The sequence below is a fragment of the Mycobacteriales bacterium genome, from assembly GCA_036497565.1.
Lineage (GTDB): Bacteria > Actinomycetota > Actinomycetes > Mycobacteriales > QHCD01 > DASXJE01.
The window spans coordinates 1-21984 of sequence record DASXJE010000294.1; the positions used below are offsets into that span (position 1 = coordinate 1).

Genomic DNA, 21984 nt, shown 5'->3' on the forward strand with positions numbered 1-21984 from the left:
ACCTCGTATCAGCCTGGGCGGCTAGCTCAGTGGGAGAGCGCTACCTTGACACGGTAGAGGTCGCTGGTTCGATCCCAGCGTCGCCCACCCAGGTATCTCAGCAGGTCAGAAGGCCTCCCTCGGGAGGCCTTCACCGCTTTCGGCTACAGAAGCCCTCGCCGCCACCCGGACGGGTGGCGGACGAGGGCTTCCGGTGCTCGCGTCCTCATGGGGGGAAGGACGCGACGCAACTTCAACGATACAAGTTTCATCCGGACCGGGAGCGGCTCCCCACCCCGGGCGTCGCCCGTCATTCCGCGTCGGCCAGCCAGTCGAGGGCGTTCGTCCAGAGCTTGTCGTCCCGGCCGCCGTCGAGATGGGACAACCCGGGATGTACGTCGACCCGGATCCGCCGGGCACTGTCCGGATCCCGCTCGACGAGCCGGTCCCGGAACCGGAGCGCACCGTCCGCCGGGACGTGGGTGTCCGCCGCACCGCACTGGAAGTCGATCGCCACATTCCGGCGGTAGGCGTCGACATGACTGAGCGGGTCGAGGGCGTCGTAGAACCATCGCGCGTAGGAGTCGGCCGCGCCCTGCTCCAGCAGTTCGGACGGGTCGCCGAGCGCGGTCATCCCTGGCCGGGTCCAGTCGGGGGTCGAGACGATCCCGCTGACCCGCGTGATGCGCGCGTCGATGCCCGCCAGGGCGACCGCGACGTCGCCGCCCATCGACACTCCCCCGGCGACCCGTGGGCCGGGTACGGCGAACTCCTGGTCGATCCAGTCGAGTACCCGCAGGCACTCCACCGTGGTCCGGCCGAGCAGCGGCCACATCCGGCGCCGGAACGCCGACAGGATCGCACCGGCGAGCTCCTGCGGCGGAAGGGTCCCGCGGCGCCCGTGACCTGGTGGATCGAAGCTGACCGCGAGCAGTCCACGGTCGGCCAGCCGGGTGAGCATCGGGACGGTCTGCCCGGTCGAGCCACCGAGGTGGGTCAGCCACAGCGCCGCACCCCTCGGTCGGGATTCGGGCAGCAGCCAGACGACCGGGATTCCGTCAATCTCGCGACTCTGCACTGACGGTTCGGCCATCGGCCGAAGCTAACAGTCCCGTCGCTAACCGGCCCCGAGACGTTGGGCGCGCGCCTGCAGGTAGCGCTGTTCGGGGATGCTCAGCGTGCGCTGTGCGGCGCGCTCGTAGCAGGCGCGCGCCGCCGGCCGGTCTCCGGCGAGCTCGAGCAGGTGCGCGCGGACGGCGTCGACCCGATGGGAGCCGGCGAGCGCCGGATCGACGGTCGCCGCGGCCAGTTGCTCGAGCCCGGCCCGCGGACCGTCGACCATCGCGACGCCGACGATCCGGCCCAGCGTCACCATCGGACCCGGCGCAACCGTGTCCAGCAGGTCGTAGAGCACGAGGATCTGCGGCCAGTCGGTGTCCACGGCCCGGGACGCCTCGTCGTGTACGGCGGCGATCGCGGCCTGCAGTTGGTAGGGCCCGACCGGCGCCGTGGCCAGGGTGGCGGTGATCAGCGCGACCCCTTCGGCGATGGCCTGCGTATCCCACGTGCTGCGGTCCTGCTCGGCGAGCGGGACGAGTGCGCCGTCGCCGTCGGTGCGAGCACGGCGACGCGCGTCGGTGAGCAGCATCAGCGCGAGCAGCCCGGCGACCTCGCCGTCCTCGGGCAGCCGGTCGCGCAGCTGCCGGGTCAGCCGGATCGCCTCGCCCGAGAGCTCGACCCGGTGCAGCTGCGTCCCGGAGCTGGCGGTGTAGCCCTCGTTGAAGATCAGGTACAGCACCGCACGCACCGCTGCCATCCGGGCCGCGCGCTCGGCCTCCGCCGGCATCCGGAACTCCGCACCGCTCGCCTTGATCTGACGCTTGGCCCGGCTGATGCGCTGGGCCACGGTGGACTCCGGGACGAGCAGCGCGCGGGCGATCTCCGGTGTGGTCAGCCCGCCGACGGCGCGCAGGGTCAGCGCGACCTGCGACGTTTCGCTGAGCGACGGGTGGCAGCACAGCATCAGCAGCGTGAGCGTGTCGTCCACCGCCGACCCCGGCACCGCGTCCGGCGTCAACGACGTCGCGGACTCCTCCCGGCGCCGCCGGGCCGTCTCGTTGCGCCACAGCTCGGTCCACCGCCGGGCGGCGACCGTGATCAGCCAGCCCTTCGGGTTGGCGGGTACGCCGTCGGCCGGCCATTGCACCGACGCCGCGAGCAGGGCCTCCTGCACCGCGTCCTCGCAGGTGTCGAAACCGCCGTAGCGGCGGACGAGTACGGCGAGGACCTGCGGCGCCAGGTCCCGCAGCACGTCTTCGACGGCCGTCGTATCGCTCATCTCATCTCACCCCCCGTCCCTCCCCGACTTCCATGATCGTGATCGGACAAAGCCGCGAAACGCCGTACTGATCCGATCACGATCATGGGAGGGGGGCGGTGGGGCATCCGGCGGCTAATGGACGTAGGCGCGGAGCCCGGCGAGCAGGGCGGCGAGCGCGGCCTTCGCGTCACCGAACAGCATCGCCGTACGCGGCGCGACGTAGAGCTCGTTGTCGATGCCGGCGTAGCCGTGGCCGAGCGAGCGTTTGATGACGATCGTGCTGCGCGCCTTGTCGACGTCGAGGATGGGCATCCCCGACACCGCGTTGCCGGGGCGGCGCGCGGCCGGGTTGGTGACGTCGTTGGCGCCGACCACGAGGACGACGTCGGTGGTGGCGAACTGCGGGTTGATCTCCTCGAGGTCCCGCAGGAGCGGATACGGCGCGTCGGCCTCCGCGAGCAGGACGTTCATGTGGCCGGGCATCCGGCCGGCGACCGGGTGGATGCCATAGGTGACGTCGACGCCGTGGTCGATGAGCGCCTCGGCGAGCTTCACGGCCTCCCCCTGGGCCTGCGCCGCGGCCAGGCCGTAGCCGGGCACGATGACGACCTTCGAGGCGTACGCGAGTTGCAGCGCGGCGTCGTCGACGGTGACCTCGCGGGCAGTGGCACCGCCGAGCGTGGCGGGGGCGCCGGCCTCCTCGTCACCGGTCCCGAAACCGCCCGCGATGATGCTCACCAGCGAACGGTTCATCGCGTCGGCCATCAGCTTGGTCAGGATGCTTCCCGCGGCCCCGACCAGCGCGCCGGCGATGATCAGCGGCGTGCTGTCGATGACGAACCCGGCCATCGCGACCGCCGTGCCGGTGAAGGCGTTGAGCAGCGAGATGACCACGGGCATGTCGGCGCCGCCGATCGGCAGCGTGCCGCAGACGCCGAGCCCGAGTGCGGCCACGGTCAGTACGCAGAGGATCGGCACGCCGCCGTAACCGGCCGCATAGGTCACGCCGCTGCCGACGGCGACGATGGCGAGGATCAGGTTGAGCGCGCGGGCGCCGGTGAAGGTGAGCGGCCGACCGGGGATCCGCCCGGCGAGCTTGCCTGCGGCGACGAGCGAGCCGGAGAACGTGACGCCACCGATGAGCAGGTCGAGGAACGTCGTGAGGGTCGTGCGGATCGGCAGGTCGGCCAGCGTGAGCGAGCCGGTGTGGTGGATCGCGTCGCCGAAGGCGATGAGTCCGGCCGCGCCGCCACCGACGGCGTTGAACAGGCTGACCAGCTGCGGCATCGCGGTGAGCTTGACCCGCCGGGCGGTGAGCAGTCCGGCAGCTCCTCCGCCGGCGAGGCCGACGACCAGGACTGTCGTCGCGACCGCGGTGATCGCGTGCTGATGGATCAGCATCGCGACCGTGGTCACGATCGCGAGCGCCATCCCGGCCGCGGACACCTCGTTGCCGCGGCGCGCCGACGCCGGCGAGGTCATCAGGTGCAGGCCCGCGACGAAGCAGACCGCAGCGACGAGGTAGAGGATGTGGACGGTGGTGTCGAAGCCGCTCACGACGGGTCCGCCTCGCGTCGTTGCTCCGCCGGACCGGTCGACCGGCGGCGGGCCCGGAACATCTCCAGCATCCGGTCGGTGACTACATAGCCGCCGACGACGTTCATCGCGGCGAATGCGGCGGCGACGAACACGACGATGTAGCCGAGCGTCGAGTCGGCGCTGGCGGCAAGGATCATCACCCCGATCACGACGACGCCGTGGATGGCGTTGGAGCCCGACATCAGCGGCGTGTGCAGCGTCGCGGGCACCTTCGTGATCACCTCGAACCCGACGAGCAGGCTGAGCACGAAGACCGTGATGTCGGAGAACAGGAGCGGTGTCATCAGGCCGGTCCACCTTCGGGTCGCCCGGCGCGCAGGTCGGGTCGGACGATCTCGCCGTCGAGGGTGAGGAGAACGCCCGCGGTGATCTCGTCGTCCGGGTCGAGGTGCAGTTCGCCGTCGCGGACGAGGTAGGCGAGCAGCGCCGCGACGTTGCGGGCGTAGGCCGATGACGCCGCGCGGGGCACACTGGCGGCCAAGTTGCCCGCCCCGATGATCGTCACGCCGTGGTCGGTCACGACCGTGGTGTCGGGCATCGAACCGTCGACGTTGCCGCCGAACGGGCCGGCGGCGAGATCGACGACGACCGAACCCGGCTCCATCGCGGCGACGGCGTCGGCTGCGATCAGCAGCGGCGGCGGCCGGCCGGGCACCTGCGCCGTGGTGATGACGATGTCGAACGTGGCGGCGGCACGGGTCATCGCGGCCCGTTGGGAGCGCATCTCGTCCACCGTCAGCTCGCGGGCGTAGCCGTCGCCGCCGGCCGCCGACACCGTCGTACCGAGGTCGAGGAAGGCGGCGCCCATCGAGGCCACGTCGGCCCGGGCCGCGTCGCGTACGTCGTAACCGGTGACCATCGCCCCCAGCCGCCGCGCCGTGCCGATCGCCTGCAGACCGGCCACGCCGGCACCGACGACGAGCACGGTGGCCGGGCGGACCGTTCCCGCCGCGGTCATCAACATGGGGAAGAAGCCACCGAAGGTGTCCGCGGCGACGAGGGCCGCCTTGTAGCCGGCGACATTGGCCTGCGACGTCAAGGCGTCCATCGACTGCGCCCGGCTCAACGTGCGGGGCAACCCGTCGAGGCTGATCCCGGTGACCTTCGCCTCGACAAGGTCATGCACCAGCACCGGGTCGGCCAACGGCTGCAGCAGTCCGATCAGCACCTGCCCCGCGTGCAGCCGGTCGCGCCGATCCCCCGCCGGCGGGTGTACGCCGAGCAGCAGGGCGGAGTCGGCGTAGAGCGTCGCGGTGTCGACGACGCGGGCCCCCGCGGCGGCGTAGGCGGCGTCGGCGAACAAGGCCCCGGCACCGGCACCGGACTCGACCGCCACGTCGAGACCGACCGCCTGCAGCCGGGCGACCGCGTCGGGAACGAGCGCCACCCGCCGCTCACCGGTGACGGTCTCGCGGGCAACTCCGACCAGCACGCCGTTTCCGCGATTACTCGCTCGGTCGGGCTGCACAAGCCCGATCGTCGCAGATTCCGGTGATCATCTCGGGTTCTTTACCTCCGGCCGGGCGCGCCGCGGACGCCCCTTGGCAACCGGAGCGGATGCGGCTACCTTCCTCCCCGCCGTCGAACGAGTCACGGCACCGAGCCTGGGAGGCGACGCCGGTGAGACGCAGCAGTCGGGTCGGACGCCGGTGGCGGAGCGCGACACTCGGCGCAGCGGTCCTCGTCGCGACCGCGGTCGGCGTCGGGGTCGCCGGGCCGAGCGCGGCCGCCGCGCCCGCGGCGCCGACGCTGCAGGTCGCCGGCCACACCCTGGTCGATCAGCACCACCACGCGGTGCGGCTGCTCGGCGTCAACCGGTCCGGTGCGGAGTTCGCCTGCGTGCAGAACAACGGGATCTTCGACGGGCCGTCCGACGCGGCTTCGGTGCAGGCCATCGCCGGCTGGGGGGTCACGGCCGTGCGGGTGCCGCTGAACGAGGACTGCTGGCTCGGCATCGACGGGGTCAACCCCGCCTACTCAGGGTCGGCGTACCAGAAGGCGATCGAGAACTACGTCGCGCTGCTCCACCGCAACGGCATGGCCGCGATCCTCGACCTGCACTGGACCGACGGCGCCGATCCGACCGGCGGCTGCCCGTCGGCCACCGCAACCTGCCAGAAGCCGATGCCGGATGCGGCCCACACGCCGGCCTTCTGGCGATCGGTGGCGAGCCACTTCAAGAACGACCGCTCGACCCTCTTCGACCTGTTCAACGAGCCCTACCCCAACACGCCGATCCCCGACAGCGCACAGGCCTGGACCTGCTGGCGCGACGGCGCCGACGCCTGCCCCGGCATCCACTACCGGGTGGCCGGCATGCAGAGCCTCGTCACCGCCGTCCGGTCCACCGGCGCCCGCAACGTCGTCATGGTCGGCGGGCTCAGCTACAGCAACGACCTGTCCGGCTGGCTCCGCTACGCGCCGCGCGATCCCGCCCACCAGCTGGTCGCGTCCTGGCACTCCTACAACTTCAACGCCTGTATCACCGCGAGCTGCTGGGACACCACGCTCGCGCCGGTGGCCGCCAAGGTGCCGCTGATCGCCGGGGAGATCGGGGAGAACGACTGCGGGCACGGCTACGTCGACACCTTGATGGCGTGGCTCGACGCCCACAAGCTCTCCTACCTCGGGTGGACGTGGAACACCTGGGACTGCTCGAGCGGTCCGGCGCTGATCAGCAGTTACGACGGCACGCCGACCGCGTACGGCGTCGGTCTGCGCGATCACCTACGGGCCTTGGCCGCCCGCCGGTCATGACAGGTCCGAGCCGTCGGGGCAGGCTGTCCCGCCGGGCCGTCCTCGCGGGAGTGCCCGCGCTGGCCGGCGCCGCCGCCCTCGGGCCCGGCCCGGCGGCGACGGCAGCCGAGCCCGACGCGGCTCGGCGGGCCCTGCCGGTCCGCGGCGCGGACATCTCCTTCACCCTGCAGGAGGAGGCCGCGGGGACGACGTACCGCCGCGGTGGTGTCGCCGCGCCGGTGGAGCGGATCCTCGCCGGTTACGGCGCGTCGCATGTGCGGCTGCGGGTGTGGGTCGATCCGCCGGCGGGCTACAGCGACCTCGCCGATGCGCTGATCCTCGCCCGGCGGGCCCGCCGGGCCGGTCTCCGGTTGCTGCTCGACCTGCACTACGCGGACTTCTGGGCCGACCCCGGTCACCAACCGACGCCGGCGGCCTGGCAGGCCCTCGACCTGCCCGGCCTGGTCCGCACCGTGCACCGCTACACCCGCGACGTCGTCGCCGCATTCGCCGACCAGGGCACGCCGTTGGCCATGGTGGCGATCGGCAACGAGATCACCAACGGCATGCTCTGGCCGCTCGGTCAGGTCTACCGATCCGACGGGGAGCACTGGGCACCGCTCGCCGAGTTGCTGCGGGCCGGTGTCGCCGGGGTCCGCGACGCCGGCCGGCGTCCGGGCGGCCGGCCGCTCACGATGATCCACATCGATCGGGGCGGGGACAACGCCGGCTCGCGCTACTTCTTCGACCACATCCTGGCCGAGCGGGTCCGCTTCGATCTGATCGGCCAGTCCTACTACCCGTTCTGGCACGGGCCGCTGGCTGCGCTCCGGGCGAACCTCGGCGATCTCGCCGCCCGCTACGGCAAGGACATCGTGGTCGCGGAGACGGCGTACCCGTGGACGACCGGCAACGGCGACGCGCTCGCCAACTCCTTCACCAGCGCCGACCAGCTACCCGACGCGGCCGCGTTCCCGCCGACCCGGGCCGGGCAGGCGGCGTACTTCGAGGCGCTCCGGCAGGTCATCGCGCAGGTCCCGGGCGGGCACGGTGCGGGGTTCTTCGACTGGGAGCCGGAGTGGGTGCCGGGCGTCGGCTGGGAGCCGGGGGCCGGCAATCCCAACGACAACCTGACGATGTTCGACTGGACCGGCGAGGCACTGCCGTCGATGCGTGCCTTCCGCCGCCCGGCACGGACGACGAGCTAACGCGCGGGCTCGACGCGCTCCCGCCAGAGCGCGTCGACCTGGCGGGCCAGCCCGTCCCGGTCTCCGTCGTTGACCAGGACCACGTCGGCGACGGCGCGGCGCTGGTCGTCGTCGGCCTGCGCGGCCATCCGGGAGCGCGCCTCGTCCTCGCTCATCCGGCGGGACTCGGCCAGCCGGCTCACGCGCTGATCCGCAGGCGCCTCGACCACCACCACGAGGTCGTATCTGCCGGCCAACCCGTTCTCCACGAGCAGCGGTACGTCGTGCACCACGACGGCGTCCGGCGGCGCGGCGTCGACCAGTTCGGCGAACCGCTGCGCGACGAGTGGGTGCACGATCGCGTTGAGCCGTTCGCGCGCCGCAGGGTCGGCGAACACGAGCCGGCCGAGCCGGGCCCGGTCGAGCCCGCCGTCCTCGGCGAGCACCTGCGGACCGAATTCCGCCACCACCTCGGCATGTCCCGGCGTACCCGGCGCCACCACCTCACGAGCCAGGACGTCAGCGTCGACCACCAGGGCGCCGCGGTCGGCGAGCATCCCGGCGACGGTGCTCTTTCCCGCGCCGATCCCGCCGGTCAGGCCCACCCGCAGCACCCCGAGCCACCCCCGTCCGTCCTGCGGCGCGCCTCCGTCGGCGCGAGTGTCCCGAATCGTACGGTGAGCGCGACCGGATCCGGCCGCCGAAGGGTGACGCACATGGCCAAGCACGCCCGCCGGCCCTCGATCGGCCGGCACCGGCTGGGGAACGCCGCGCTCGTGCACTGTCGCGCGCACTTCCCGGTCGACACCCGCCCGGACCGGTTCGCGCTGCGCCGCTGGTTCAGCCGGTCGGCCCGGCACTCGTTCGTGGCACTGACCCGGCGGGGCGCCCGGCCACGGCCGGTCCTGGCGATCCTCGCCGCGCTCTGATCCCTGCTGCAGGAATCACCCGCGGAGGGATCACTGCACCTGCGCGAGCAGGTCGCCGCCGAGCATGTTGAGGGCGTGCTGCGGGCTGGCACCGCCGACACCCTTCGCGAGGCTGATCGCGATCGTCCGCTGCCCTTGCGCGACCACCAGCAGTGCTCCGGACTTGCCGACCAGCATGGTGCCGGGGATGTCGCCGATCCTCATGGCCAGCGCGGTCGCCCCGGCGGAGCGCTCCGCGGCCACGGTGATCGCCACCCGCGACGTCGCCGCCTCCGCGGTGCTGTACGCCGACATGCCGGCCTGCACGGGCGACTTCGAGATGGTGGACGTGACCCCGTAGTAGCAGGTCACCCGCCCGGTGCGGTGGATCTTGGGCAGCGCGACGTTGCGCAGGAAGATCGTCTTGCCCTTGACCGGCTTGCCGAGGGCGTGCGAGACGTTGGCGACGCTCAGCACGCCGTCGCAATCGGCGGGCAGCACGACCTTCTGCGGCTTTCGACGCGTCGGCGTCGGACTCGGCGTCGGAGACGCCTTGCTCGCCGTCGTCTGGGGTGCGGAGACCAACTGCGGACCATTGCTGGCCGAGTTGCACGCCGCTAACCCGAACACGAGTACTGCCGCCCCAAGTACCGCCCCAAGGATTCGCACGGGTGGAGCGTACGGCCCAAAGGCCTGTCCGCCGTGCGAATGCGAGAATTACCGCCGCGTGTCAGTCTTCCTTGCCACCGGCGAGCTTCTCGCGCAGCGCGGCAAGCGCCTCGTCGGATGCCAGGGTGCCCGAGTCATCCTCGACCGCAGGCTGCGCCGAGGAGAACGACGAGTCGGCACCGGCCGCCTCGGCCTCGGCCTTCTTGGCCTCCTCGACCTGCTTCATGTGCGCCTCGTAGCGGGTGTGCGCCTCGGCGTACTGCTTCTCCCACTGCTCACGCTGCGAGTCGTAACCCTCGAGCCACTCACCGGTCTCCGGGTCGAAGCCCTCCGGGTAGATGTAGTTGCCCTGCTGGTCGTACTGAGCCTCCATGCCGTAGGCCGCCGGGTCGAACCCGGTCGCCTCGCCGATGGTGCCCTCGTTGGCCTGCTTGAGCGACAGGCTGATCCGACGGCGCTCGAGGTCGATGTCGATGACCTTCACCATGATGTCGTCGTTGACCTGCACGACCTGCTCGGGGATCTCGACGTGCCGCTCGGCCAGCTCGGAGATGTGCACCAGGCCCTCGATGCCCTCGTGGACGCGCACGAACGCGCCGAACGGCACCAGCTTGGTGACCTTGCCCGGGACGACCTGGCCGATCTGGTGGGTACGGGCGAACTGCCGCCACGGGTCTTCCTGCGTCGCCTTCAGCGACAGCGAGACCCGCTCGCGGTCCAGGTCGACGTCGAGCACCTCGACGGTGACCTCCTGGCCGACCTCGACGACCTCGCTCGGGTGGTCGATGTGCTTCCAGGACAGCTCGGAGACGTGCACCAGGCCGTCGACCCCGCCCAGGTCGACGAAGGCGCCGAAGTTGACGATCGAGGAGACGACGCCCTTGCGGACCTGCCCCTTCTCGAGCTTGTTGAGGAACTCGGTGCGCACCTCGGACTGCGTCTGCTCCAGCCAGGCGCGGCGGGAGAGCACGACGTTGTTGCGGTTCTTGTCCAGCTCGATGATCTTCGCTTCGAGCTCGCGGCCGACGTAGGGCTGCAGGTCGCGGACCCGGCGCATCTCGACCAGGGAGGCGGGCAGGAAGCCGCGCAGCCCGATGTCGAGGATCAGTCCGCCCTTGACGACCTCGATCACCGTGCCGGTGACGATGCCGTCCTCGTCCTTGATCTTCTCGATCGTGCCCCAGGCGCGCTCGTACTGAGCGCGCTTCTTGGACAGGATCAGCCGACCCTCCTTGTCCTCCTTCTGCAGGACCAGAGCCTCGACGTCGTCGCCGACGTTGACGACATCGTGCGGGTCGACGTCGTGCTTGATCGACAGCTCACGGGAGGGGATCACGCCCTCGGTCTTGTATCCGATGTCCAGCAGCACCTCGTCCCGGTCGACCTTGACGATGGTGCCCTCGACGATGTCGCCATCATTGAAGTATTTGATGGTCTGATCGATGGCGGCGAGGAAGTCCTCGGCCGAACCGATGTCGTTGACGGCGACGTGCGGGGTTTCGTGGGCCGGCTGCTCGCCGGCGGGCGCGAGGGTGGTGGACTCGGTGGTGGACGTCATGTGGTGGGTGGCTCCGGGTGGACGGCGAATCGGCAGGACGCCGGGGGCCCGGTGTCGTCGATGACGTGGACGGTGCGCGAACGCGCACCGGAGAACGTGCTGACGAAAGCGGCCTGCTCCATGCTGAGGTCGCGCAGGCCCACAGCGCTGCAATGAGGATACGAGCCCGACCGATCACGGGTCAATCCGGACCGGTTTGCCCGGCGAGCCGGGGAGGTGGCAATCTCGCCGGGTGTCCGATTCGGGTGGCCAGTCAGGTGGCCAATCAGGTGGCCAATCAGGTGACCGGACCGGGCCGACCCCGCCGACCGCCACCGAGGCGCTCGGAGTGGCCGGAATCGCCCACCGCGACGCCCCGTCGGCGGACTCGCGACGGGCCAACCGCCGGTGGTGGGACGCCGACGCCGACGACTACCACGCCCGGCACGGGGACTTCCTCGGTGACGCGGACTTCGTCTGGTGTCCGGAGGGCCTCCGGGAGGCCGACGCCGGGCTGCTCGGCGACGTGGCCGGCCGGCGGGTGCTCGAGGTGGGCTGCGGGTCGGCGCCGTGCGCCCGCTGGCTCCGCGCCCAGGGAGCGGTCGTCGCCGCCTTCGACCTCTCGGCGGGGATGCTGCGGCACGCCCGGGCGGGACAGGTGCGCACCGGCCTGCGGGTGCCGCTGGTGCAGGCCGACGCCGAGGCGCTGCCGTTCGCCACGGAGAGTGTCGAGATCGCCTGCTCGGCGTTCGGCGCCGTCCCGTTCTGCGCCGATTCGGCCGCGGTGATGCGCGAGGTCGCACGCGTGCTCGAGCCGGGCGGGCGCTGGGTCTTCGCGACCTCGCACCCGCTGCGCTGGGTCTTCGCCGACGACCCGGGCCCCGGTGGACTGGTCGCGCAGACTCCGTACTTCGACCGCAGCCCCTACGTCGAGGTCGACGCCGAGGGCCGGTCGACGTACGTCGAGCACCACCGCACGATCGGCGACCGGGTGCGGGAGATCGTCGCCGCCGGGCTCACGCTGGTCGACCTCATCGAGCCGGAGTGGCCCGCCGGCCACGACCGGGTGTGGGGGCAGTGGAGCCCGCTGCGCGGCGCGCTGCTGCCCGGCACCGCCATCTACGTATGCGGCAAGCCCGGCTCGGCGGCCCGATGACGAGAGCCAGATGACGAACACCGGACGCACCGCCGTCGTGGTCGGCGCGGGCATCGGCGGGCTGACCTCGGCGCTGGCCCTGGCGAAGACGGGCTGGCAGGTCACGGTCCTCGAGCGGACGTCGCTCCCCGTCGATGTCGGCGCCGGGATCTCGCTGTGGCCGAACGCCATGCGGGTGCTCGATCTGCTCGACGTCGGTGACCGGGTCCGGGAGGTGGCCGCGCCGCTGGACGGCGACGGCGGCCTGCGGCTGCCCTCCGGCCGGTGGCTCAGCCGGGCCGGCGAAGGTTCCGCGCTCGTCGAGGTCGTCATTGCGCACCGGGCCGATCTGCACCACATCCTGCGCGCGGCCCTGCCCGACGGGGCGCTGCACGTCGGCGCCACCCAGACCGGGGTGCGGATCGCCCCGGCCGGGTCGGGTGCGGAGGTCGAGTACGACGCGGACGGTGCGCGCCGGCGCCTCGCCGCCGATCTCGTGGTGGGCGCCGACGGCCTGCGCAGCGGCATCCGCGGGCAGCTCTGGCCGGCCGCCCGGCCGCCGGTCTATCGCGGCTACACGTCCTGGCGGGCGGTCACCCCGGCCGACGCGATCACCGTCAACGGTGGCGGGGAGACCTGGGGTGCGGGCGAGCGGTTCGGCTACCTGCCGCTCACCGGCGGGCGCGTGTACTGGTTCGCGGTCGCGAACGCGACGGCATCCGGACCCGACCCGGCGGGGCCGCACGGCGGCGACGTGGCGGCGGTACGGCGCCGGCTGGCCCGCTGGCACCACCCGGTGCCGCAACTGCTCGACGCCTCCCCCGACGACTCGGTGCTGCACCTGGACATCTGCGATCTGCCGGCGCTGCCGACCTACGTGTCGGGGCCGGTGGCCCTGCTCGGCGACGCGGCGCATGCCATGACCCCGGACATGGGTCAGGGCGGGTGCCAGGCGATCGAGGACGCGGCGGTGCTCGCCGCCAGCCTGCGCGGCCGCGAGGTGCCGGCGGCGCTGGCCCGCTACGACGCGGCCCGCCGGCGACGTACCCAGGCGATCGTGCGGGCCTCCCGCCAGACCGGCCGGTTCGCGCAATGGCACAACCCGGCGGTGGTCGCGATCCGCAACGCCGCGATCCGGCTCACCCCGCCGGCGGTCGCGATGCGCCCGATGGCCCGGGTCTCGGCGTGGACACCGCCGGACCTGGGCTGAACGCGCGCCGCCCGCTCGGTCAGTGGCCGGCGTCGTCCCAGGTGGAGCCGACGCCGACCGACACATCCATCGGTACGGCGAGCTCGTAGGCCGAGCCCATCTCGTCGCGGACCAGCTTCTCGAGCTGCTCGCGCTCGCCCGGGGCGACCTCGAAGACCAGCTCGTCGTGCACCTGCAGCAGCATCCGCGACCGCAGGCCGGTCTCGCGCAGGGCCCGGTCTACGCCGAGCATCGCCACCTTGATGATGTCGGCGGCCGATCCCTGGATCGGCGCGTTGAGCGCCATCCGCTCGGCCATCTCGCGGCGCTGGCGGTTGTCGCTGGTCAGGTCGGGCAGATAACGGCGGCGACCCAGGATCGTCTCGGTGTAACCGGCCCGGCGAGCCTCGTCGACGACATTGCGTAGGTAGTCGCGGACGCCGCCGAACCGCTCGAAGTAGGCGGTCATCTGCTCCCGCGCCTCGTCCGGGGTGATCCGCAGCTGCTGCGCCAGCCCGTAGGCGGACAGGCCGTAGGCGAGACCGTAGGACATCGCCTTCACCCGCCGCCGCAGCTCGGGGTCGATCGCGTCGATCGGCAGCCCGAACGCGCGGGACGCGACGAACGTGTGCAGGTCCTCGCCCGAGGTGAACGCCGTGATCAGCCCGGCGTCCTCGGACAGGGTGGCCATGATGCGCATCTCGATCTGGCTGTAGTCGGCGGTGAGCAGCGACTCGTAGCCGGGGCCGACGACGAAGGCCTGCCGGATCCGCCGGCCCTCGGCGGTGCGGATCGGGATGTTCTGCAGGTTGGGGTCGGTCGAGGACAGCCGACCGGTGGCCGCGACGGTCTGCTGGAAAGTGGTATGGATCCGGCCGACGTCGTCGACCATCGGGATCAGCGACTCGACGACGGACTTCAACCGGGCCGCGTCCCGATGCCGGAGCAGGATCGCCGGGAGCTCGACGTCGGGCGTCTGCTCGGCGAGCCAGGCCAGCGCGTCGGCGTCGGTGGTGTAGCCCGACTTGATCCGCTTGGTCTTGGGCAGCTTCAGCTCGTCGAAGAGCACCTGCTGCAGCTGCTTGGGTGAGCCGAGATTGAACTCGTGCCCGACGGTGGCGAACGCCTCCTGCTCGACCGACTTGACCCGTCCGGCGAGCTCGGACTGCAGGTCGCTGAGCTTCTCGGCGTCGGCGCCGATCCCTGTCTCCTCCATCGTCGCGAGCACGCCGAGCAACGGCAGCTCGAGGTCGGCGAGCAGCCGGGTGGCGCCCCGGGTGTCGAGATCGTCGTCGAGCGCCCGGGCGAGGTCGGCCACGGCGCGCGCCTTGACCACCTCGATCTGGGCCGCGGTCGCGTCGGCCTCCTCTTCGCCGCCGTCCAGCGACAGTTGGCCGGAGTCGGGTTCGTCGGCACGCAGCTCCCGGCGCAGGTAGCGCAACGACAGGTCGGCGAGGTCGAAGCTGCGCTGGCCGGGCAGCGCGAGGTAGGCGGCGAGCGCGGTGTCGCTGGTGATCCCGTGCATGTCCCAGCCACGGGCGTGCAGCGCGAGCAGCGGTCCCTTCAGGTCGTGCGCAGCCTTGGGCACAGTGGGGTCGGCGAGCCACGCCACCAGGGCCTGCTCGTCGGAGTCGGTGAGCTGCTCGGGGTCGACGAACGCACCGTCGCCGCCCTCGACCGCCAGCGCGAGGCCGGTGACGATACCGACGCCGCGGCCCCACGTGCCACGCACCGAGATCCCGAGCCGGCGACCCGAGCGGGCGTTTTCGTCGAGCCAGCCGGCGACCTCGTCCGGGCCGAGCCGGTGACCCTCCACGTCGAAGCCCTCGTCGGCCTCGGGCTCGACGGCGGTGAGGGTGTCGAAGAGCCGGTCGCGCAGCACCCGGAACTGGATGTTGTCGAAGAGAACGTGTACCTCGTCGCGGTCCCACGACGCGCGCGCCAGCTGGGCCGGCGTCACCGGAACCTCGACGTCGCGCACCAACTCGGTGAGCTGGCGGTTGCGCAGCACCGACGAGAGGTTGGCGCGCAGGGCGTCACCGGCCTTGCCGCGCACCTCGTCGACCCGGTCGACCAGCCCGTTCAGCGAGCCGAACTCCCGGATCCATTTGGCGGCGGTCTTCTCCCCCACTCCCGGGATGCCCGGCAGGTTGTCACTCGGATCGCCCCGCAGCGCCGCGAAGTCGGGGTACTGCACCGGGGACAGGCCGTACTTCTCCTGCACCGCCTCCGGGGTGAACCGGGTCAGGTCGGAGACGCCGCGGCGCGGGTAGAGCACCGTCACGTGGTCGTCGACCAACTGCAGGGCGTCGCGGTCGCCGGTACAGATCAGGACGTCCATGCCGTCGGCGGTCGCCTGCGTCGTGAGCGTCGCGATGACGTCGTCGGCCTCGTAGCCCTCGACCGCAGCCACCGGGATCCGCAGCGCGTCGAGGACCTCCCGGATCAGGCTCACCTGGCCCTTGAAGTCGGCCGGCGTCTCGGACCGGCCGGCCTTGTAGTCGGCGTAGGTCTCGGAGCGGAACGTCTTGCGGGACACGTCGAAGGCGACGCCGATGTGGGTCGGCTGCTCGTCGCGCAGCACGTTGATCAGCATCGAGGTGAACCCGTAGACCGCATTGGTCGGCTGACCGGTGGTGGTCGAGAAGTTCTCCACAGGCAGCGCGAAGAACGCGCGGTAGGCCAGGGAGTGCCCGTCCAGGAGCAGCAGCCGGGGAGTGTCGGTCATGGTCGTGAGTCTAGGGTCGCCGTACGACGATCTCGCGATCGCCGCCGACCGGGCCGACGCCGGCACCCCGCGAAGGAGCTCCGATGGCCGACCCCGCCGCGATGGCCCGCCTGCTGGACGAGGCGCCCGAGCAGCTCACGGCCCGGATGGGCATCGTGATCACCGAGTGGGACCCGAAGCGGCTGGTCGCCACGATGCCGGTCACGGGCAACCTCCAGCCTTACGGCCTGCTGCACGGCGGCGCGTCCTGCGTGCTGGCCGAGACCCTCGGCTCGATCGCGGCGGCGCTCAACGCCGGCGACGACCGGCAGGCGCTGGGCATCGAGATCAATGCCAGCCATCACCGGGCGGTCCGCGACGGCGTCGTGACCGGGGTGTGCACCCCGGTGCACGAGGGCGGCTCGGTGGCGACCTACGCGATCGAGATCGCCGACGAGCAGGGGCGCCCGACGTGCACCGCCCGCCTCACCTGCGTCCTGCGCGGGGCGAGGCGCGACTAGACCACGCCGCCGCCGCGTAGGCGGCGCAGCCGGGTGGCCCGCGGCGGCCGCGGTACGCGGCGCCGGATGACCTGTGCCGACATCTCCATGGGGTGCTGCACGATGCCGAGCTTGCGCCGCAGGGTCGCCACGGACGCGACCCGCCGGGTGACGAGGGGAGCGAAACCGAGCCGGGCGAAGAACCGATGCGCCTCGCGGCCGTCGGTGGTCACCCCGACGATCACGTGCTCGCAGCACAACTCGTCGGCGTAGGTGGTCGCGGCGCGCACGAGCGCCCGACCGGCCCCGCGGCGGCGATGCGCCGGCGCGACGACGACGTGGCTGAGGTAGACCGCAGGTGCCCCGAGCTGGGCGCTGATGCCGTCCCGGGCCAGGACCGCCATACCCAGGGGCTCGTCGCTCTCGCCGTCCACGGCGAGCACCAGCCGCCAGTCCGGGTCCTCCAGCAGGTGGGAGTAACGCTCCGCGACCGTGCCCTCGGTGGCCGGCAGCGGCAGCCTCGGGTAGGTGCCGGGGCTGCCGGCCGTGATGCGGTCCAGCTCCCGGGACAGGTCGAGAAAGGCGTCGAGGTCGTCCAGTCCGGCCGTTCGCACTCGTACGTTTCCGCGCGGCACCGCGCCTCCCGAATACTCGACCCTGGTGGTCACCCCCGACTTCGTGCCTTCTGGCTCGGGAGAATATCCCCACTTGAGGCTCGCCTAACAGCGGCCGAACAGCCGAGCAGCGTGTCCTCTTACATTCGGCCGACCGACGTAGTGCCCACTGGGCGGTCCGCCGCCGGAACTCCGGCCTCAGCCGGCCTCGTCCGAGGGCGTCGGGCCCTCCGGCGATTCCTCCGGCGATTCCTCCGGCGCCTTGAGATCGAGATCGCCGCCCAGGTACGCCGCCCGCACGGTTGGGTCGTCGCGCAGGCTGGCGGCCTCCGCGGTCTTGATCATCCGACCGGTCTCCAGGACGTAGCCCCGCTGCGAGATCCGCAGCGCCTGGTTGGCGTTCTGCTCGACCAGCAGGATCGTCGTACCGGCGTCGTTGATCTCCCGCAGGATGGCGAAGATCTGCTGGACGACGAGCGGGGCGAGCCCCATCGACGGCTCGTCGAGCAGCAGCAGCTTGGGGTCGGACATCAGGGCCCGGCCGATCGCGAGCATCTGCTGCTCGCCGCCGGAGAGGGTGCCGCCGGACTGCTTGCGACGTTCGGCGAGCCGGGGGAAGAGTTCGAGCACCCGGTCGAGGTTGCCCGGCGTGCCCCGGCCACGGGCGTAGGTGCCCATCTCGAGGTTCTCCTGCACCGTCATGCCGGGGAAGATCCCGCGGCCTTCCGGCGCCTGGCACAGCCCGAGTAGGACCCGGCGGTGGCCCGCCATCCCGGTGATGTCCTGGCCGTCGAAACGCACCCGCCCGGCCGACGGCCGGCGCAACCCCGAGATCGTCTTGAGGGTCGTGGTCTTGCCGGCGCCGTTGGCTCCGATCAACGTGACGACCTCGCCGGTGTCGACCTTCAGCGACACGCCCTTGAGTGCCTCGACCTTGCCGTAGGAGACGTGCAGGTCCTCGATCTCAAGAAGCATCGTCGGCCGCACCCAGGTAGGCCTCGATCACCTTCGGGTCGCGCTGCACGTCGCGGGGTGCGCCGTCGGCGATCTTCTCGCCGAAGTCGAGGACCGCGATGTGGTCGCTGATCTGCATGACGATCCCCATGTCGTGGTCGATCAGGAACACCGTGACACCGGTGTCGCGGATCTTGCGGATGAGCCGCATCAGCGACGCCTTCTCGCTGGGGTTCATACCCGCCGCGGGCTCGTCGAGCAGCAGCAGCTGCGGCCGGGTCGCCAGCGCGCGGGCGATCTCCAGCCGCCGCTGATCGCCGTAGGGCAGGGCCTTCGCGGCTTCGTTGGCGACCCCGCGGACGCCGACGAAGTCGAGCAACTCCAACCCGCGCTCGCGTCCGTCGCGCTCTTCCCGGCGGTAGCGCGGCAGTCCGAGTGCCGCGCCGACGACGCTGGAGAAATGCCGGGCGTCGGCGCCGACCTGCACATTTTCCAGGACGCTCATGTTGTCGAAGAGCCGGATGTTCTGGAACGTGCGGGCGATCCCGGACCGGGTCACCTCGTGCGGCTTGCGTCCGGAGATCTCCGTGCCGTCGAACAACAGGGATCCGGCGGTCGCCCGGTAGACGCCGGTGACGAGGTTGAACACCGTGGTCTTGCCGGCGCCGTTGGGACCGATCAGGGCGAAGATCGTCCCCGGCTGCACGGCCAGGTCGAGGTCGGCGACCGCGACGACCCCACCGAACCGCTGGGTGACCCCGCGCAGCTCGAGCAGGGGGATCTGCCCGGTCTCCGGGGCTACCTCCGCGGCCGCGGTCACGGGCCCACCTCGACGTTCTGCGTCTCGACCGCGCCGACCTCGCCGCCGAGGGCACCCATGCCGCCGGTGCCCTCCGCGAGTTCGGCCCGCCGTCGGCGGGACGGGAGCAGACCCTCCGGCCGGAGGATCATCATGATCACCAGCGACGCCCCGAAGATGAGCACGCGGTAGTCGGCGAAGGCCCGGAAGCGTTCGGGCAGCCAGGCCACGAGGAAAGCTCCGACCATGACGCCGGGCAGGTTTCCGGATCCGCCGAGTACGACCGCGCAGATGATGTAGATCGACAGCAGGAAGGGAAAGTTGTCGGGAGTGATCGAGATGGTCTGGGCCGCGAAGAGCACCCCGGCCGCGCCGCCGATCGACGCACCGATGGCGAAGGCCCAGAGCTTGTAGCGGAACGTCGGGACGCCCATCACCTCGGCCGCGTCCTCGTCCTCGCGGATGGCGGCCCACGCGCGGCCCACCCGGCTGCGCTCCAGCCGTTTGACCAGGATGATCGCCACGACGATCGCGAACACGCACAGGTAGTAGTAGGGCCGGGTGTCGAGCACCCCGAACTGCAGCTGCGAGATCCCCTTCACGCTGGGCGGGTTGGGGATGGGGGCGAGGCCGCGCGGGCCGCCGGTGAAGGACAGGTTGTTGGCGGTGATCCGGATGATCTCGCCGAACCCGAGCGTGACGATGGCCAGATAGTCCCCGCGCAGGCGCAGGGTCGGCGCGCCGAGGATCACCCCGGCCGCGAGAGCGATGATGATCCCCACCGGGACGATGAACCAGAAGTCCCACTTCAACGAGATGCCGATCTTGGCCATCGCGTATCCGCCGATCGCGAAGAACGCGACGTAGCCGAGGTCGAGCAGACCGGCCTGACCGACGACGACGTTGAGGCCGATGGCCAGCAGGATGTAGATGCCGATCGGGTAGAACAGCACCGCCGACCAGTCGCTCTCCGGGGTCATGAAGGACCCGATCGACTGCGCCGGAAGGACGAGCGCACCGAAGATGAGCAGCAGGTAGACGATCAGCCGCTGCCACCCGGGCGTGCGCGCCCATAGGTCGCTGGCGCCCCCGAGCACATCGGGAAACCTGGGCCGTGTCATGCCCGCGCTCTCAGCAGCTTCTCTCCCAGCAATCCGGTCGGGCGGAACATCAGGACGACGATCAGGACGACGAAGGCGATGACGTCCTTCCATTGCGCACCGAGAATGCTGGCACCGTAGCTCTCGATCAGGCCGAGCACCACGCCACCGAGCAGGGCGCCGCGGATGTTGCCGATCCCGCCGAGCACCGCGGCGGTGAACGCCTTGATCCCCAACAGGAAGCCGACGTTGTACTGGGTGATCTCGAAGAACGTGTCGTAGAGCATCGCGGCCACGCCGGCCATCAGCCCGCCGACCAGGAACGTGACCATCACGACCCGGTCGATGTTGACCCCCATCAGGACGGCGGTGTCCGGGTCCTGCGCCGTCGCCCGGATCCCCCGCCCGAGCCGGCTGCGGTTGACGAAGAAGTCGAGCGCCACCGCCATCACGATTGCGGCGCCGACGACCAGCACCTTGTCGGCACGGACCTCGCCCGAGCCGATGTTGAGCAGCACGGTTTTGTGCATGATCCGCGGCACGCTGAGCTGGTCGCGGCCGTAACGCAGCGCGAACACCTCTTGCAGGAAGAACGACGCGCCGATCGCGGAGATCAGTGCGGCCAGCCGCGAGGCGCCGCGTTTACGCAGCGGCCGGTAGGCCACCCGCTCGAGGATGACCGCCGACGCCCCGGAGGCCGCCATCGCCGCCAGGGCGCAGACCGCGATCACGCCGACGAGCGCGAATCCGGTCTGCGCCCCGTTGATCCCGAGCGCGTGCAGCGTGAACAAGCTCGCGAAGGTCCCGATCATGAAGATCTCGGAGTGCGCGAAGTTGATCAGCCGAAGAACGCCGTAGACCAAGGTGTAGCCGAGCGCGATCAAACCGTAGATCGAACCGATGGTCAGCCCATCGATCGTGGACGCCCAGAACTGGGTGACGAATGCGTGCACCGAGGATTACTTCTGCGGCTTTGCTGTCTTCGTGCTCCCCAGGAACTTCAGCTTCTGGTTCTCCACCTGGGTGACGAACAACAGATTGTCCTGGAGCTCGCCGTTGGGGGCGAACTTGATGTGCTTGGACACCCCGTTGTAGTCCACGGTCTTGAGGTAGCTGTTGATCGCGGCCGGCGTCGTCTTCCCGGCGTCGATCGCCATCAGGAAGATGTTGGCCGCGTCGTAGCCCTCGGCGGAGTAGGTCGCCGGTGCGGTCTTGTAGGCCGCCTGGTAGTCCTTGGCGAACTTCTGGACCGTCGGATCGGTCGAGCCGACCGCCGAGCTGCAGGTGCAGGACAGCAGCGCGCCGTTGGCCGCCGTACCGCCACCGGCGACGATCTTCTGGTCGAGTGAGCCGTCACCGGACATGAACGTCGCCGTGACGTTGGCGTCGCGCAGCTGCTTGACCAGCTTCGCCGCCGCCGAGTAGTAGCCGGCGAAGAAGATGACGTCGTCGTTGGCCGACTTGACGCTGTTGACCGTGCTCGAGTAGTCCGAGCCGTTGGGGTCGAGGGTGCCGCTGGGAGCCACCGTGACGTTGTCCTTCTTCAGCTGCGAGCGGACGCTGTCGCCCAGCCCCTTGCCGTATTCGCTCTGGTCGTCGATCACCGCGACCTTCTTGGCGTGCAGCGTGTTGGCCATGAAGTCGGCGTCGCCCGGGCCCTGCACGTCGTCGTTGGCCAGCACCCGGTGCCAGAACTTGTAGCCGTTCTGGGCGAGCGTGACCGCTGTCGCCGACGGGGAGATGTTGGGGATGCCGGCCGCCTCGAGGATCGGCAGCGAGGTCTTGGACTCGCCGGAGAACGCCGGGCCGATGACGCCCACGTCCTTGTCCTGGACGACCTTCTTGGCCTGGGTCGACGCCTGCGTCGGGTCGCCCTGGGTGTCGTAGATCTTGAGGGTTACCTTCTTGACCCCGCTCTTGGCGTTGTGCTGGTTGACCGCCAGCTTCGCCCCGTCGGAGATGTTGATACCCAACTGCGCGTTGGGCCCCGTCTGTGCGCCCATGAAGGCGAGCGAGAGGTTGCTGCTGCTGCTGCTTCCCCCGCTGCTGCT

22 protein-coding genes and 1 tRNA gene are annotated in these 21984 nt (G+C 71.1%); 7 read left to right on the forward strand and 16 right to left on the reverse strand.

Annotated elements, in window-relative coordinates; translation table 11 throughout:
• Nucleotides 1-14: 14 nt before the first annotated feature.
• Nucleotides 15-91, forward strand: a tRNA-Val gene (locus tag VGH85_22665).
• A 198-nt stretch (nucleotides 92-289) separates the two neighbouring features.
• Here the strand turns inward: VGH85_22665 and VGH85_22670 are convergent.
• The 5 genes from VGH85_22670 to VGH85_22690 form a co-directional block, all read right to left on the reverse strand.
• Complete coding sequence (locus VGH85_22670; GenBank protein HEY2176624.1) at nucleotides 290-1072, reverse strand: hypothetical protein; 783 nt, start codon at nucleotides 1070-1072, stop codon at nucleotides 290-292.
• 24 nt (nucleotides 1073-1096) lie between these two features.
• Nucleotides 1097-2317, reverse strand: coding sequence for a DUF6596 domain-containing protein (locus tag VGH85_22675; GenBank protein HEY2176625.1), 1221 nt, complete (start codon nucleotides 2315-2317; stop codon nucleotides 1097-1099).
• A 114-nt stretch (nucleotides 2318-2431) separates the two neighbouring features.
• On the reverse strand, nucleotides 2432-3856 hold the full coding sequence (locus VGH85_22680) for an NAD(P)(+) transhydrogenase (Re/Si-specific) subunit beta (protein ID HEY2176626.1): 1425 nt from the start codon (nucleotides 3854-3856) through the stop codon (nucleotides 2432-2434).
• Nucleotides 3853-4182, reverse strand: a complete 330-nt coding sequence (locus tag VGH85_22685; GenBank protein HEY2176627.1) for an NAD(P) transhydrogenase subunit alpha — start codon at nucleotides 4180-4182, stop codon at nucleotides 3853-3855. Before VGH85_22685 ends, VGH85_22680 begins: the two co-directional genes overlap by 4 nt.
• On the reverse strand, nucleotides 4182-5366 hold the full coding sequence (locus tag VGH85_22690) for an NAD(P) transhydrogenase subunit alpha (protein HEY2176628.1): 1185 nt from the start codon (nucleotides 5364-5366) through the stop codon (nucleotides 4182-4184). Before VGH85_22690 ends, VGH85_22685 begins: the two co-directional genes overlap by 1 nt.
• Before the next feature lie 152 nt (nucleotides 5367-5518).
• Between VGH85_22690 and VGH85_22695 the strand changes: the two genes are divergently transcribed.
• Nucleotides 5519-6655 carry a cellulase family glycosylhydrolase gene (locus VGH85_22695; protein HEY2176629.1) on the forward strand — a complete coding sequence of 379 codons (1137 nt, stop codon included), beginning with the start codon at nucleotides 5519-5521 and terminating at the stop codon, nucleotides 6653-6655.
• Complete coding sequence (locus tag VGH85_22700) at nucleotides 6652-7842, forward strand: glycosyl hydrolase 53 family protein (protein HEY2176630.1); 1191 nt, start codon at nucleotides 6652-6654, stop codon at nucleotides 7840-7842. The genes VGH85_22695 and VGH85_22700 overlap by 4 nt, the downstream gene beginning before the upstream one ends.
• Here the strand turns inward: VGH85_22700 and coaE are convergent.
• Nucleotides 7839-8435: a dephospho-CoA kinase gene (coaE, locus tag VGH85_22705; GenBank protein HEY2176631.1), complete on the reverse strand. Its 597-nt coding sequence runs from the start codon at nucleotides 8433-8435 to the stop codon at nucleotides 7839-7841. The two genes, VGH85_22700 and coaE, sit on opposite strands and share 4 nt — an antisense overlap.
• Nucleotides 8436-8537: 102 nt before the next feature.
• Between coaE and VGH85_22710 the strand changes: the two genes are divergently transcribed.
• Entirely contained in the window at nucleotides 8538-8750 is a 213-nt protein-coding gene (locus tag VGH85_22710) for a hypothetical protein (protein HEY2176632.1), read from the forward strand.
• Nucleotides 8751-8780: 30 nt separating this feature from the next.
• Here VGH85_22710 and VGH85_22715 read toward each other — a convergent pair whose 3' ends face one another.
• From VGH85_22715 to VGH85_22725, 3 genes are all read right to left on the reverse strand, one after another.
• Nucleotides 8781-9398: a hypothetical protein gene (locus VGH85_22715; GenBank protein ID HEY2176633.1), complete on the reverse strand. Its 618-nt coding sequence runs from the start codon at nucleotides 9396-9398 to the stop codon at nucleotides 8781-8783.
• Between the two features lie 61 nt (nucleotides 9399-9459).
• A complete protein-coding gene (gene rpsA / locus VGH85_22720) occupies nucleotides 9460-10956 on the reverse strand; it encodes a 30S ribosomal protein S1 (GenBank protein ID HEY2176634.1) in 1497 nt (498 codons plus the stop codon).
• A complete protein-coding gene (locus VGH85_22725) occupies nucleotides 10953-11099 on the reverse strand; it encodes a hypothetical protein (protein ID HEY2176635.1) in 147 nt (48 codons plus the stop codon). The genes rpsA and VGH85_22725 overlap by 4 nt, the downstream gene beginning before the upstream one ends.
• Before the next feature lie 185 nt (nucleotides 11100-11284).
• Here VGH85_22725 and VGH85_22730 point away from each other — a divergent pair, with 185 nt between their 5' ends.
• Together VGH85_22730 and VGH85_22735 are read left to right on the forward strand one after the other, a co-directional pair.
• Nucleotides 11285-12091, forward strand: a complete 807-nt coding sequence (locus VGH85_22730) for a class I SAM-dependent methyltransferase (GenBank protein HEY2176636.1) — start codon at nucleotides 11285-11287, stop codon at nucleotides 12089-12091.
• Nucleotides 12092-12101: 10 nt separating this feature from the next.
• Nucleotides 12102-13280: an FAD-dependent monooxygenase gene (locus VGH85_22735; protein ID HEY2176637.1), complete on the forward strand. Its 1179-nt coding sequence runs from the start codon at nucleotides 12102-12104 to the stop codon at nucleotides 13278-13280.
• Nucleotides 13281-13299: 19 nt separating this feature from the next.
• On the opposite strand, the gene polA is transcribed toward VGH85_22735, so the two are convergent.
• Nucleotides 13300-15987, reverse strand: coding sequence for a DNA polymerase I (gene polA, locus VGH85_22740; protein ID HEY2176638.1), 2688 nt, complete (start codon nucleotides 15985-15987; stop codon nucleotides 13300-13302).
• 83 nt (nucleotides 15988-16070) lie between these two features.
• Here polA and VGH85_22745 point away from each other — a divergent pair, with 83 nt between their 5' ends.
• Entirely contained in the window at nucleotides 16071-16487 is a 417-nt protein-coding gene (locus tag VGH85_22745; GenBank protein ID HEY2176639.1) for a hotdog fold thioesterase, read from the forward strand.
• Here the strand turns inward: VGH85_22745 and VGH85_22750 are convergent.
• From VGH85_22750 to VGH85_22775, 6 genes are all read right to left on the reverse strand, one after another.
• Nucleotides 16484-17080 carry a GNAT family N-acetyltransferase gene (locus VGH85_22750; GenBank protein ID HEY2176640.1) on the reverse strand — a complete coding sequence of 199 codons (597 nt, stop codon included), beginning with the start codon at nucleotides 17078-17080 and terminating at the stop codon, nucleotides 16484-16486. The two genes, VGH85_22745 and VGH85_22750, sit on opposite strands and share 4 nt — an antisense overlap.
• A gap of 198 nt (nucleotides 17081-17278) precedes the next feature.
• Entirely contained in the window at nucleotides 17279-18055 is a 777-nt protein-coding gene (locus VGH85_22755) for an ABC transporter ATP-binding protein (GenBank protein HEY2176641.1), read from the reverse strand.
• Nucleotides 18045-18854, reverse strand: coding sequence for an ABC transporter ATP-binding protein (locus tag VGH85_22760; GenBank protein HEY2176642.1), 810 nt, complete (start codon nucleotides 18852-18854; stop codon nucleotides 18045-18047). The genes VGH85_22755 and VGH85_22760 overlap by 11 nt, the downstream gene beginning before the upstream one ends.
• Nucleotides 18851-19954 (reverse strand): branched-chain amino acid ABC transporter permease, encoded by a 1104-nt coding sequence (locus VGH85_22765; protein HEY2176643.1) that lies wholly within the window; start codon nucleotides 19952-19954, stop codon nucleotides 18851-18853. The genes VGH85_22760 and VGH85_22765 overlap by 4 nt, the downstream gene beginning before the upstream one ends.
• On the reverse strand, nucleotides 19951-20886 hold the full coding sequence (locus tag VGH85_22770; protein HEY2176644.1) for a branched-chain amino acid ABC transporter permease: 936 nt from the start codon (nucleotides 20884-20886) through the stop codon (nucleotides 19951-19953). Before VGH85_22770 ends, VGH85_22765 begins: the two co-directional genes overlap by 4 nt.
• Nucleotides 20887-20892: 6 nt before the next feature.
• A partial coding sequence (locus VGH85_22775) for a branched-chain amino acid ABC transporter substrate-binding protein (GenBank protein HEY2176645.1) occupies nucleotides 20893-21984 on the reverse strand: 1092 nt, incomplete at its 5' end.